The organism is Chryseobacterium proteolyticum, from assembly GCF_046591535.1.
Lineage (GTDB): Bacteria > Bacteroidota > Bacteroidia > Flavobacteriales > Weeksellaceae > Chryseobacterium > Chryseobacterium proteolyticum.
The window spans coordinates 861913-875884 of record NZ_JBJLWK010000003.1; the positions used below are offsets into that span (position 1 = coordinate 861913).

Genomic DNA, 13972 nt, shown 5'->3' on the forward strand with positions numbered 1-13972 from the left:
TCAATCCACCACCTATCCAATCTCCATTTACAGAATACCCTGCTTTATTATACATAGCTAATCTTAAGCATAAGTGTTTCCCGAGTTACTTATCAGAGCAGCATCAGTGTTTTGGATGATAATGACTGTGTTATAAAAACTAGCTCCTCGCAAAGGCAAGGAGCTAGTTCTTTCATTCCGGATCAAACCATTTCTGCCTTTTTGCTACTTTTATCATGTGAGCGATTGTTATTGAAGGTTTAGAAATGGTATTAGTCTTAATTCCTATTTTTATTAAAAATTTCTCTATCAGAAAATTATTGTAAAAATACTTATTTACATTAAACTCATTACTGTTTTTAATATTGAAATTTTTAAAAAAAGATTCAAATAGACATTCCATATCCATAAAATCTTCATTTTTATCATTAATAATTGTTTTATATTTCAGTTCTTCATTATAATACCCACGTTTTTTAAAATAATCTACTACAATATCAGTTGTATCCATTTAATTATTTGTTTATATTATTATAGATTAATCCTCCTCCTATACTGAATCTTCCAGCACCGAACCAAACAGCATTTCGACCATAAAAACTAGCCCAATTCCTTGTCATCCCGGCTTTAACTCCAGTGAAATATGGAAGTTTTTTTATTAATCCACCCAATAAATTTATCTTTTTATAACCATAAATTTTAGAGTAGTGAAGAGAAGATTCTAAGACGGTTTTACTAGCCTTACCTAGAACAGGAATACCTAATTTAGCTTTACTGAGATTAGTTACTCCCATTTTGCTTAAACTAATCCAGCGACAACTAAGAACAACCTCTGAATAGCGAAATCACTCCAAAAATAATTAATATTATCATAAAAATATATCCTCCTATATTTTGGCTTCTTGAATAAGGACTAGGATCATTTGATTTGTCCTCATAATTTTTCTTTTTTTTTGGTCAAGAAATAAAATCCTAATCCTAAAATGATTAATACTATACCAACTAGATAATTCGTACTCTATTTATTAGAATGATCATAACATCTTTATCGTAACCATTATCGGGCGCGTCTCCCAAATGCGCCACATGATTTAATCCTGCAACTACACCTCCAATCAAAGCTCCTTGCCAGAAGTTTCCTCCTATGAGTTCTGATCCAATCCCTCCTGCTAAGGCTCCAAAAGCAATCGTACCCACGGCACTATTGGCAGCATCGCCTACAAGTTTCTGAAAACCTGCTGCCCCTAAACTTCCCAGAGTTCCTGAAGCAAAAGCCTGAAGAAACCACTGCCATTATTCTGCACCATTCCCAATATTCCTTGTGAGAGGCCATGAGCCCCGGCTCGTAATAGTGCATTAACAAAGGTTTTCGCCGCGGGAAACCCACTAACATTACTCTGTCCCTCTCTTAGGACTCTTGCGATAATCTATGAGCTCTGGCTTGATTTACTCCAACTTTCATTTTTTAGGAAGAAAAGGAAAATTAGCTTTTATTTAGTAATATCAATGTCTTCCAAAGATTTTTCTTTTATTAGATTTTTAAATTCGTCAAAGCCAATCTCTTTATTTAAAACATTCTTTTTAACATCATAAAGATAATATGCTAATTTTGATTTACTTACTTCTTGAGGCTTCATGGAATAAGTGGTATCAACAGAAAAAGTTATATAGTTGTTATTATATTTAAAGTCTACAGCCCCGCTATCAATGATAAGTTTATCATCTTTCATTATACTATTTTGTTTGCCTCCTTCAAAAATAAATACATATCCAGAAGGTCCTTTTTCTGTAAAATCAGAAAAATTGTAATTAGTCGTTACTATCAAAAAAATAGTCAATAAAGATAAAATACCCAATGATACTATTAACAAATACTTTTTCATTCTGATAAAAATTTTAAGGATAAATTCTTGTTGGTTAAGTTTTATGTATGATTGTATTTACACCTTTAAAGTTTATTTGAAACTCCGTTCCTTCTCCTGCAACCCATCTTCCTATGGAGTTTGCTGTATTTCTTACAGGAGAACTAAGGTATGAGCTGTGCTGTTCAAAATTGTATGTATCAGGATAGATAGTTACCTTATTATTTCCTAGATAATTAACTTTTATATTTCCCAAAACCCTTCCTTCATTTGAGCTGAAAAGAGTTTGCACATAGTAATCATTACCAGCTTTCCATGTCGTCGTATCTATAAAATTTAAATCTACTTTACTAGCATCTAATGTAACTGCTTGACCATTTCCATTTCTATACCAATTATTTGCTTTAAATCAATTCTCCCATCTCTATTTAAATCCCAAGGACTATTTTGTCTTTGTATTTTATAATTTGCTTTTTTTCTTATTACCATTTCCTGATCCTTTGGGAGTATGCAATGTGTGGTTCAATCCAGCAACGAGAGTTTCAATGATGTGTTTATTTTATAATACTAATTTTAGGTAATTTTTCTATTTTTGGATGATTATTAAAATAGTATAGTAAAAAAACATTTGTAATATAAACTTCAGGATTTTTTGAATCTTTTCTATTTATTTTATTCATATTAAATGAAAACCTTACCATTGGATTTTTTTTTAGAAGTACATTTGTTTGCGGATATAATATTCGCATCAAAAAGATAATTATCATTATCACTTAAGTTGAATATAAATTTTGTTTTTCTATCAAAACAAATTTTTTCTTTTAAATTACTAAGTTTAAAAAAATATCCTGTTAAAGCATCATTTAATTCTACTGTATCTTTGTCAAAATTAAAAAAATAGTTCTTCTGTGCAATTAGTAAATTATTTCCTAATAGGAGAAGAAAAAAGATTATTATAAAAATTTTCATATTTTAAAAGTTAAAATTTTTCGCCAATTTCCAATATTTATTTTTAAGATCTAACGAATAAAGATAATTAGTTCCATTTACCATTGCATTTGACCAAGAATGGGCCAGATATTCTGAAATATATTTACCATTCAAATCACCATATTTTTGATTCCAAGTAGCTCTCATAGAAGGCATGAAATTGTGATAAACATGCATAAGTTCATGACCAATCGTTAATGCTAAAGTACGATAAGAACTGAATGCTTTAGGACCAAAATAAATTGTGTTACCTTTTCCAGTTGCTGGTGTAACAGCAACATCTTCCAAATCAGGACTATATTGATATTGCGCTGTGTCATTTGATAATCTAGAAATAGTTTTTAAGGAAGATACTTTCTTCACTAAAGTTTTTACTGTTGAAATATCTCCTTTCTTTGGAATTCCGTTAGGATCTATATCTGTATTCTCTAATTCGGTATCAATTGCATATTTTAGACTAATCCTATGCATCGCATGATTCAATCCAGCAACGATACCACCGATAACGGCTCCTTGCCAGAAGTTTCCTCCTGTGAGTTCTGATCCAATCCCTCCTGCTAAGGCTCCAAAAGCAATCGTACCCACGGCACTATTGGCAGCATCGCCTACAAGTTTCTGAAAACCTGCTGCCCCTAAACTTCCCAGAGCTCCAGAAGCAAAAGCCTGAAGAAACCCACTGCCATTATTTTGCACCATTCCCAATACTCCTTGTGAGAGACCATGAGCCCCGGCTTGTAATAGTGCATTACCAAAGGTTTTCGCGGCGGCGGAAAAAATAGTTCCTATCCCAAAGGTAGCAGCACCCCCGACCGCGCCAAAGAACATCGATTTTAAGGCTCCCCCAAAACTCCATTTATCTATATTTCCTGTGAGTCCCAGTGTCAATGTATAAGATACCAGCCCTACAGCAGCTCCTATAAATACAGCTTTCCATATTGCAAACATTGAAATCCCTAATAATGTGACCAATTCTTCTCCACTGGGATCATTAAACATTAAAGGATTATTCAATACATATCCATACTTATTATAATTCTGGGTGTTGGTGGGGTCCTGGATATTCTCATCTGCGTTCAAGAATCTTCTTAAGAGAGGATCATATAATCTTCCGTTCATATGAATGATTCCCACTTCTGTAAAATGCTCATGGCTGGTGTAGCCTCTTTCAATTAAGAGTGATGAATTACGAATTACATTTTGATCGGTAATAATAGCTCCATTCCCAATTTTAAGATGGGTAAAGTTACCCCATGCGTCAAAATGCCTTTGTTCCAGCTTATTTCCTGCCTCATCGCTAATCGCCAGAATACTTCCGATATAATCTTTGTGCAAAAATTTATAAGATCCACTGCTCTCTGTATAGTCTTTCAAATATACAATATTGCTGTCATATGGATTGCCACCAATGTACAGGATATGTTTCTCTCTTCCTGTAGCGTTATCTTTAATCACTTCAAAACTTCCGTCTTCACTATAGAATTTTGTAAACTTTCCTTCTCCATTAGTAGTAAAGTTACCGCCATAGTTCACCCTTTGCCTCATATTGGTTAAGCCATACTGGAATGCCACATCTCCTTTTTCACCATCGATGTATACCGGGTCATTGTTTTCATTATAAACAATGCTTTGAATCAAATCATTATTGTAGTTCTGTGTTCCTGCTGCATTCAGGGTCATTCCTGTAGGTTGATAGATCTTCTGGCTGTTCTCAAACTTAATTGTTCCTACCTGATCGTTTTGGGTGATTCTTCCCTTTACGTCGTAGACATTCCTATTATTTGATGGTTTAGCCCCTGTTACCGGATTGGTCCAGTTAACCAGACGGTTATTGTCATCATAATCAAAAGATTCAATGATGTTAAAATCTCCTCCGGTTGTTCTGCTTTTCAACTCATTTTTGATGGCATCAAAAGAGTAGGAAAGCTGTAAGATACTTGCTTTTACTTTGGAAGAGTGATTGACCTGGGTTAAGAAACCATCAGCTGCATAGGTGTTATTGATGTTGGTTGCACCCAGCATAGCTTTTAGAACCTGACCTTTGGTATTGGTTTCCTGAAGCTGCCACAGGGTTTTACCTGTCTGTTTGTCTTTTACCTGAAGCAGTTCCCCATTCCAATTGCTGTAGAAATTTTCTATTTGTATTTTAGTCAATACCCCGGAAGAATAGAGTTGTTTTTCATAGGAAATCACTCTTGCTTTATCATCGTAGGTAATTCCTTTTTGGATAAAGTATTTTCCATTGCTGCTTTCCGATGAGGATAAAACTCTTCCCTGTGGATCATAAATTATGCTGGAATTGTATGCCTGACCTTTAGAGGTTCCTGATTTTGAAATCACCCTTCCTTTGTCATCATAAGAGAAAGTGATATTTTTGTTAGTGGCTTCCCCACCGTCCATTGTAGAAATTTCTTTCTGGGAAATAAGCTGACCTAGATTATTATAAGTATATTCTTTCGTTCCCTTGGGGCTAATAATCTTTTTAGGTTGTCCGGAACCATTATATTCATATTTATAGATTCCATTCGACGGATCATTAAATTCTGATTTTCTGCCCCAATAGTCATATTTTGTCGTGACGATATTTTCAGCGTATTGGGCTTTGATTTGTTCACCAGCAGCATTATAGCTAAATTGAATGGTTCCTCCTTTATCAGTACTTGAAATTACATTTCCTAAGGCATCTGTTGTTTTGGTGGTTGTTCTTCCATAGCCATTCAATTCTTTGACCGTTGTGGTCAGCCCTGAAACAGAAGTCTCTGCTTTCTGGCCATTGAATGAGGTCGCCGTTATCTTAGCTGGAAATACAGTATCATCATACGAAATACTATTCCACTGATTGGCTGATTGACCTTCAAAATAGGGTTCGCTTTCTTTGATTTTTCTACCCAATACATCATATTGAGTTTCTTTAGAAATATATTGCCCTTGTCCAAAGGCTTTAGTGGAAGTCTTATATTCCTGGCCTTGTTTATTGGTATACTTTTTAGTTATATTCCCATCCGGATCATTTTGAGTCATCATAATATTAGTATTACTATCTCTCTCATATTGATAAGAAGTGATTCCGTTCAGATTGGTTTTGGATGTTAAGAGTTTACCCCATCCATCATATTTATTTTCTAAGGTATTGCCTAATGGATCGATTTGCTTTTCAATCTGCCCCCAGTCATTATACACAATATTGGTTTCAAGACCTAAATTGTCCATTTTTTTTACCACAAAACGGCCTTTAGGATCATACCTGCTTTCCGTACTCTGAATCCGTGAATCTATACTATTACTTATTGCCCTTTTTGTAATATTTCCGAAGGCATCATAGTTATAGGTTTCTGTTATAGATTCGGTATTATTTCTGTTCCAGGTGATCTGTGTTTTTAACAGGTTATTTTCATAGGTATATTCTTCTTTGGTTCTTTTGGTATCCCCATAAGCCTGTACAACATCCTCTTTAATTTTCGGACGACCAATGTAATAATTGGTTCCTGTTCCTGATGGATTATGGAAATAGTCAAAGGTTGAAGTAGTTATAGCAAAGTTATTGTTGATTCTGGTTTCCCTTTTTGCAGGAAGATAATAATCTCCATAGATAATCGTGCTTGCTGTAAGGGTATTGGTTAAAAAATCCTTGATTTTATTAGTCGTAGGTATAATGGCTACCACTACCTTATGCTGGTTTGCCTCCGTAATATTGGTTGTAACCTGTCCGTCTACCAGTTGTTGTCTTTCGTAAATGGTTGATTTAAAGCTTAAAAGTTGGGTGTTGTTTTCAGAGATGTTGGCGGGGAAGATCATATTTTCGTTATTGGTACGGATAGACCATTCTTTTACAGGAACGCCCTCATTCAATGGATCGATCTCTACTCCGGACCAGATTTTGGTAGCTTCAAACCCATCTGCATACCACGAAGAACGGGCGGTCTGGCGGAAGCCAATACTTCCCCGACCCTGCAAATGACTTACAAATCCTCTATAACGGAAATCTTGTTTACGGACTCCGTTATTGGTGGTCTGAAGTAGTTGTGATACTGCATACAATCCAGAAAATTTATTTACCTCAATATAAGGGTATTCTTCTTTTTTTACTGAAGCATAAAGATTGGGATTGGTAGAGGGGTTCAGTTCCTTGTATTCTATATTTGTACTTAGATCTCCTTGCACAATGGAAGAAATTCTTGAGTAAGTGCCGGTATCTCTAAAGCCATTAGCTTCAAGAAAAATAAACCTTTCACAATCGGTTTTGCCACAGTTTTGAGGTTTCCCAAGAATAATGACTTTCTTTCCATCTCTATACATCGTTGTTGTTGCGAAAGGAACGACAACCTGATTAAAATAAAAATTCTTTGTCGGCCCATGTTGAGTGAATACGATAGGTACTCCATTAGAATTTGCTGTAGTAAAAACTTTTGAGGAAACGCTGGTATTTTCCCAGTTAAAATGATTGTTCCAACTATGATCAACAAAAGAAACAGTAGTTGCAATGAATTCTGATCTTCCGTCTCCGTCTAAATCATCAGCAGCAAAAAGTTGCCCCGTAAACGTGGCATACCCACACCCAGATTCGAAAAACGTATTATGCACTCCCTCCTTACTCGTTTCGTAATTCAAGGTAAAATAGGCCAGGTTATTTTTTACTTCTTTTATAAAACCCACTCCATTGGAAATATATAAGTTCCAATGAGATGATTTGTCTGCTTGGGGAATCATTAAATCCGCTTTTCCGTCTCCATTAAAATCTCCTACAATAGCCCTGTCAAAAACGCCTTCCAGGCGAGATATATTTCTTATTGTTGCAGTAAAGCCATTTTGCCCTTTTTTATAACTCTCTATGGACCCATTATAAGAAATAAACTCAAGGACACCATCGCCATCGAAATCTCCGGCTAATGACTCAAATAAAGATTTTGTTCCCCCTCCCGCATGAGAAACTTGCATATTATCATACAGAGAGACAATCATCGTTCTGGAATTATTATTACACTTCCTATCAATGATAGGAAATGTTTGATCCTGATCCGGATTATTAGTTACCTCATCGTTACAATACATATCTGTAATTTTCAAGATCAGTTCAGACTGATTGTCTCCGTCAAGATCAAGTTCTTTACTTGCTTCAAGAGTTGAGTTTAGAGAGCTGTTTAAAGTTATAGTATAGGAGGGGTTATTAGGATAAGGTGCATATTCGTAATCATTGGATGAAGAATAATCATATTTGTCTCCAGATAAAGTTTTCTCAAACTCTGCTATAAGTTGATTATCATCGTTCACAGAATACCCACGTATGATTAAATCTTTTTTTAGAGTTCCATTAATTGTTTTTTGCTCTAGTGTAACCCAACCTTGTCGTGTTAATAACTGGTTTTGTGTATTTTTTATGGTAAAAGAAGTACTTGATGACCAGATTTGGGCATTCATGTAAGCAAGACTTCCAACAGGGACTTTGATATTATTTCCAAAAACATCTTTATATAAAATAATATTGGTTCCTTCATTTCTTAATACATCAACTTTTCCATCGCCATCAAAATCTCCATTAATTCCTTTATTATCTCCATTCACATCGTAAATTCGGGATTCTTTCCAATCTTTCACCGTGGCGTTTTCATAGGTGAAAAGTATAGGATTGGCAGACTCTTGCTTAGCATTCTGCTCAGTAATCGACTTTACCAGCTGATATTTATTATCACTATTAAGCTCATTGAGAATCTTATATTTTTTAAATAAGAGACCATTGGTATGGACGGTAATGTCTTTTAGTAAATTAGACTGGATAAAGCTCTGTGTCTTAAGATAAGAAGTCTCTGTCAATTGTCTTGCTTCATAATTAAATGAAATAGTGTTAAAATGAGCGGTATTACTATTTTCATTTCCTCCCCATTGTATATTTGAAATGATGGCTACATTATTGGATTGAGTATATTGATAGCTAATATAATTACCTTGAGCATCTTTCCATTTTACAATATTGTAGTCTACCGGAGTTCTTGCCGGACTATTTCCTGAAGTGGTCGCTCCATACCAGGCTTGAGATCCGTCTTCAAAAGTAATCACCCAATATAATGGCCCTTTCCATGCTTGCCCGGTTATTGTTCCTATTGATTTTACTTTAATATTAGAGTATTTTTCCGTCACATATTCTGAGCCATCTTTTCCGTATTCCCCGGATTTTAAGATCAGTCTTTGTCCATTGTAGCTGTAATAATCAGACTCATCTAACTGAACTCCTTTAATCTCACCATCTTTTTCCATATTCCTTCCAGTTCTTGAAATCGAGGTGATTCCTGATAAACTCCATCCATATCCCGCAATTCCATTTCCGGAACCACTGGAGTAAATAAGATTAGCTTGTGGGGCTACACTTTTTATCCCGGGAGGCAAAGCTATGGGCAGGGTAAATTGTAATTGACCTGACTCGGATACTTCAATATTTCCTTTCGTATCATGGAAGCTTTGTCCTTCCGGGGCAGTTGTGCCGTATGGATTGGTTGCTCCTGCATTAGAATCTGTTGGACCTCCTCCCGGATTTTCTGTAGCAGGTCCAATCTTTGCCACAAATGGATTTGAGGTATCCGCAGCTGCTTTGAATCCCTGTGCCAGTAGTATGGCCTGTGGGTCCTGTACTGTTCGTGAGGCGTTTTCCTGTTGATATAAAATTGTTTGTGAAAAGCCCAATACTGAGCAGAATGAAATAATAAACGAGTATAAAAATTTCATAGATGATAAAATAATAAGTAATACTTAATTTTTCTTGTCTAAACAACTACCTTTTTGTAACATTCCTGCTGAAAACTCTTCCGTCTTTTAAGGTAAACTGAAGGATATATACTCCCCAATCGTAGCCAGACATATTGATTTTAATCTCTTTATTAAGATCAGGCATGTTTTGCTTCCGGAATTTCCAGTTGATGGTGTTATGTTGATACAGTGCTATAGATTCAATAAGACCGTCTGCTTCGTTGGTCCAGTCTATAGTAAGAATATCGTTCACAGGAACCGGATAAAGCCTGATTTGTTTCCAGAATGTTTTTTCATCCATGGCTGGATTTTGCTGCAAGGGAGCTATGGTTCTGGTTTCCTGACTTTCTTTCTTTGTTTCATCTGAAACCTTTTTACTCGTGTTATTAGTACCGCGATATCGCTGGTTTCCAGCCTCATCGTATTTGAAATAAACTTCAGTTTGCGAAAAACCAAAGAATCCCATCAGTAAGGCAGAGAAGGAAAATATTTTTCTTTTCATAAGTTGCATTTACTTGATTTTTCCTGAAAAAAGAGACTTTAATTGTTTTTCTAGTTGCTTTATTTTTTCAGATTGAAATTTTAATTGTTTGTTTTGTTCAATAGAATATAGTGTCAGCTCTTCAATTTTTTCCAGTAGCTTGGCGTCCATCTCACCCACATTGATTCCGTTTTTTACAACTTCTTCAGCGGAAGGAATATTGGGCAAATGCCCTTTTTGTTCAATATGCTTTTCGACCTCTTCCAACGAACGAAGGTGATAATCTTTCCCGAAGACATAATCAGCCCATCCATTGGTAGAAGGAACTTCAATCTTTACTTTTTCTGTTTTTATTCCGTCTTTTACAAACAAGCGATATTCATTACAGTCATTACAGGCGGATAGTGCTGTATTATTCCATGAAGTTCCGATAAGGACCTTACCATTTGCTCGTACAGTGAACACGTATTTTGCCCAATCCCCTTGTGTATGGGGAGAAGAAAGTGTAAGCAATCCTACATCATTAGATTGATAGTGGTCATATACAAGCCACATCAGGTCCATTCCTGAACTTACATTTTGTACTGTACTTCTTACCTGAACACCATCACTGTTGATATTGGTGTAAAATTGAGCTCTTCCATAGTTTTTAAAAGCAATATTAGGGTCTGTTGGACCTCCGATGGCTACTGTACCTTCACTTGATTCGATAAGAAACTTGCCCCATTTGCTCCATTTGGGATCATTCGGGAGAGCATTTCTATAAAATACACCTCCATCATTAAAATTGATCTGGTGATTTTTATTTCCTGAATTTCCTGACCACGGAGCTATAGTTAGTAATCCTGAAAATTTTCCCGTGCCGGGTGCTTCAATGATAGCTCTGTCCTTAAATTCAGCTTTAAATTCACGATTATATTCAGATGGAAGTGGATTTACATTTCTTGTATCCTGAACCTGAAGATTAGCGGCCTGCTGTGCAAAATGTAACTGAGTGAATAAAATAATGCCAGTGAGTAAACTTTTTTTCATTATTGAATTTTTTATTACGATAGTTGTAGATTTAAATATACTTTTGGGTATAATGGTTAGATGGTCCTGATTTTTGAATCAGAATCATTAAAAGGATTAAGTCCATAAAAAATTAAAGGGAATAAACCTTTAAAAATGGAAAGTCATTAGAAATACATTTTATCTGTTAAAATGTATAGGGGAAATTATTTTTCATGCAGTGATCAAATTTTATTTGTGTTTTTGCAAACATATAAAATGTTCACTATATGTAGATTTAAAACACGTAACAATTTGATATTCTGGTCTGTATTTGTAATTTATTTAAAAAAATAAAGAAAAAAATAAATCTGGATTTTTAAAATTTTGAAAAATATTCATAGAATGGAATGGGCTTTTAGCAAAAAAATGCTAAGTAGATTGTTGTTTATCTCCAAAAAAAAATGTTCAGGAGATTATAGCAGAGTTTAATACATTAAAAAAAGCCATCAGTTTCCATTTCTGGAAACGTTCTGAAATAGAACTAAAGTATAGGATGCCTTTCAAAAGGTTTGTTCCTATCAAAAAGATACCGATAGGTAATTAACTTTCTGGTCACAGTAGTATCGAGAGTTTCTGCAATTTTTATCATTTTCGGATTAAAGTCTCCGATCCATTGAAGCTCGGTTACTTTAAAATCTGTATGTTTTCTCAGATGCTGGGTTCCTTCCCAGATCATATATCCATCGATTCCTTTCCTTTGCCATTCGGGAATAACGCCGAAAACCAATCCGACCATTTTTTCATTTTTTTTGAATGTTTTGTACCAAAGGAACTTCAATTTTTCTATACATCCGAACTTTCCGTTGAGGTATCTGATCCATTGATTCACGTCCGGAATATTCATCCACATGGCAATCGGCTTTTCATTTTCATAAACGAACCATGAAATATGGTCGTTGATAATAGGCTTCATAGTTTTGAACATTTTCAGCACCTTGCCTTCTTCCAGTCTTTTTCCTTCTCCATGAGCTGCCCAGGCACTATTATAAACCTCCGTGAAATCTTTTGCAAATTTTTCCAGATTATTTTTTTTTCATAGGCTCTGCAGAGATGGACGGATTTCGGCGGTGCTTTTCATGCATTACCTTAAATACCCGTGAAACGTCCGCGAAGATAGGTCTTGAAAAGCAAAGCTGTTCAAAATATAACCTGAATCCATAATTTTCAAAGAGATCTTTGTAATAAGGAAAATTATAATTCATGCCAAATAAGGGAGGTGAAAATCCATCTGAAAGGAGACCCCAGAATTTATCTCTTTCTCCAAAATTAATCGGTCCATCCATTGCCTCCATACCTCTTTCGTGCAGCCAGTTTTTACAATAATCAAAAATAAAATTAGCTGTTTCCTGATCATTAATGCAGTCGAAAAAACCTAATCCTCCGGTTGGCTGATCCTGCTTGTAGAAAGTATTGATAAAAACAGCGACCTTTCCAACGGTCTGATTGTTTTTATTTTTAAACAAAAATCTTTGGCACTCACCGGTTTTGAAAAATTTATTCTTACTGGGATCGAAAACTTCTTCGATATCTTTGTCTAAAGGTCTGATGTAATTTTTATCGTGCTGATAAAGTACAGCTGGAAACTGCAGAAATTCTTTTTTTTTGTTCTTGGTCCTGTACTTCTTCAACAATAATCATAAATTTTATAAAAATAGAGGGTGAAAGATAATGTTTTTGGTTTCAATTGAAATCAATGAATCGATTTTATCCGTATTTTTGTTGCAAATTATAAAAAATGGTTGATTTTACTGATAACGACGATGATATTTTCACTGGAAAAGAACATACGCCTATAAGGGAAGATGCTTTTGATAAATCGCCACAGGAAAAGATAGAAAAGATTACCCAGCTTTTTGGGGAAATTATGGAAACTTTGGGAATGGATATGACGGATGACTCCTTAAAAGATTCTCCCAAACGTGTTGCAAAAATGTACGTGAATGAAATTTTTGGTGGACTACTTCCGGAAAACAAGCCGGGAATTTCTACTTTTTCCAATAAATATAAGTACCGTCAGATGTTGGTGGAAAAAGATATTACAGTATATTCGTTCTGTGAGCATCATTTTTTACCAATCATTGGAAAGGCACATGTTGCCTATATTTCAAATGGTGAGGTAATTGGTCTTTCAAAAATTAACAGGATTGTAGACTATTATGCAAAGAGACCTCAGGTTCAGGAAAGACTTACAATGCAAATTGTAAATGCCCTTAAAGAAGCTTTGGGAACAAAAGATGTAGCGTGTATTATTGATGCGAAACATCTTTGTGTGAACTGCAGAGGAATTAAAGATACGGCAAGTTCTACGATTACGGCAGAATTAAGTGGGATATTCAGGACTAATCCTATTACCAGACAGGAATTCCTGCACTATGTAGGAAGCCATACGACTTTGGATTAATCGAAATGGATTATCAGATTTTAAAAGATACCGTGGAGGCGGAGGTGAAAAGATTTGGAATGATTTCTGAAGAAGAATGGAGTTACAAATTTTCTGCTGAGAAGTGGTCCAAAAAAGAAATTTTAGGTCATCTTTGTGATAGTGCACTAACCAATATCAGGAGATTTGTGGTTACCCAATACAAGGAAAATGAAAATATAGTGTACGATCAGAATTTTTGGGTGAAAGCTCAGAACTATCAAAATATTCCGATAGCTGACGTGATCAATCTTTGGAAATATCTCAATCTTCAGATCGTGAATGTTGTTGAAAATATGCCGGATGAGGTTTTGCATAAAAATTGTGATACTTCAAAGACAGAGCAGAGAGTGTATACGCTGGAGTATCTGATTCAGGATTATATGGATCATTTGCAGCACCATTTAAAAACAATTTAATAATGATAAAATTTAAAAAAAGTTTCAGATAAAATTT

Annotated in this window: 13 protein-coding genes; 2 read left to right on the forward strand and 11 right to left on the reverse strand. The window is 35.1% G+C overall.

What is annotated here, in order from left to right; translation table 11 throughout:
• Nucleotides 1–172: 172 nt before the first annotated feature.
• The 11 genes from ACJ5H0_RS15035 to ACJ5H0_RS15085 all read right to left on the reverse strand — a co-directional run bounded on the left by ACJ5H0_RS15035 (nucleotide 173) and on the right by ACJ5H0_RS15085 (nucleotide 12725).
• Nucleotides 173–490 carry a DUF1493 family protein gene (locus tag ACJ5H0_RS15035; RefSeq protein WP_411250099.1) on the reverse strand — a complete coding sequence of 106 codons (318 nt, stop codon included), beginning with the start codon at nucleotides 488–490 and terminating at the stop codon, nucleotides 173–175.
• Between the two features lie 4 nt (nucleotides 491–494).
• Nucleotides 495–773, reverse strand: coding sequence for a hypothetical protein (locus ACJ5H0_RS15040; RefSeq protein WP_411250101.1), 279 nt, complete (start codon nucleotides 771–773; stop codon nucleotides 495–497).
• A 140-nt stretch (nucleotides 774–913) separates the two neighbouring features.
• Nucleotides 914–976 carry an LPXTG cell wall anchor domain-containing protein gene (locus ACJ5H0_RS15045; RefSeq protein WP_411250364.1) on the reverse strand — a complete coding sequence of 21 codons (63 nt, stop codon included), beginning with the start codon at nucleotides 974–976 and terminating at the stop codon, nucleotides 914–916.
• Nucleotides 977–981: 5 nt separating this feature from the next.
• Nucleotides 982–1176 (reverse strand): hypothetical protein, encoded by a 195-nt coding sequence (locus ACJ5H0_RS15050; protein WP_411250103.1) that lies wholly within the window; start codon nucleotides 1174–1176, stop codon nucleotides 982–984.
• A gap of 293 nt (nucleotides 1177–1469) precedes the next feature.
• Nucleotides 1470–1862 carry a hypothetical protein gene (locus ACJ5H0_RS15055; RefSeq protein ID WP_411250106.1) on the reverse strand — a complete coding sequence of 131 codons (393 nt, stop codon included), beginning with the start codon at nucleotides 1860–1862 and terminating at the stop codon, nucleotides 1470–1472.
• Nucleotides 1863–2522: 660 nt separating this feature from the next.
• A complete protein-coding gene (locus ACJ5H0_RS15060) occupies nucleotides 2523–2810 on the reverse strand; it encodes a hypothetical protein (protein ID WP_411250108.1) in 288 nt (95 codons plus the stop codon).
• A 3-nt stretch (nucleotides 2811–2813) separates the two neighbouring features.
• Nucleotides 2814–9542, reverse strand: coding sequence for an RHS repeat-associated core domain-containing protein (locus tag ACJ5H0_RS15065; RefSeq protein ID WP_411250110.1), 6729 nt, complete (start codon nucleotides 9540–9542; stop codon nucleotides 2814–2816).
• Nucleotides 9543–9588: 46 nt separating this feature from the next.
• The gene (locus ACJ5H0_RS15070) at nucleotides 9589–10065 is read right to left on the reverse strand and encodes a hypothetical protein (protein ID WP_411250112.1); all 477 of its coding nucleotides are present in this window, start codon (nucleotides 10063–10065) and stop codon (nucleotides 9589–9591) included.
• A 9-nt stretch (nucleotides 10066–10074) separates the two neighbouring features.
• Complete coding sequence (locus ACJ5H0_RS15075; RefSeq protein ID WP_411250113.1) at nucleotides 10075–11076, reverse strand: cell wall anchor protein; 1002 nt, start codon at nucleotides 11074–11076, stop codon at nucleotides 10075–10077.
• A gap of 502 nt (nucleotides 11077–11578) precedes the next feature.
• The gene (locus ACJ5H0_RS15080) at nucleotides 11579–12010 is read right to left on the reverse strand and encodes a hypothetical protein (RefSeq protein WP_411250115.1); all 432 of its coding nucleotides are present in this window, start codon (nucleotides 12008–12010) and stop codon (nucleotides 11579–11581) included.
• A 109-nt stretch (nucleotides 12011–12119) separates the two neighbouring features.
• Nucleotides 12120–12725, reverse strand: a complete 606-nt coding sequence (locus ACJ5H0_RS15085; protein WP_411250116.1) for a hypothetical protein — start codon at nucleotides 12723–12725, stop codon at nucleotides 12120–12122.
• A 107-nt stretch (nucleotides 12726–12832) separates the two neighbouring features.
• Here ACJ5H0_RS15085 and folE point away from each other — a divergent pair, with 107 nt between their 5' ends.
• Nucleotides 12833–13498, forward strand: a complete 666-nt coding sequence (folE, locus tag ACJ5H0_RS15090; RefSeq protein WP_172284379.1) for a GTP cyclohydrolase I FolE — start codon at nucleotides 12833–12835, stop codon at nucleotides 13496–13498.
• Nucleotides 13499–13503: 5 nt separating this feature from the next.
• Entirely contained in the window at nucleotides 13504–13935 is a 432-nt protein-coding gene (locus tag ACJ5H0_RS15095; protein WP_172284377.1) for a DinB family protein, read from the forward strand.
• The last annotated feature ends 37 nt before the right edge of the window (nucleotides 13936–13972 follow it).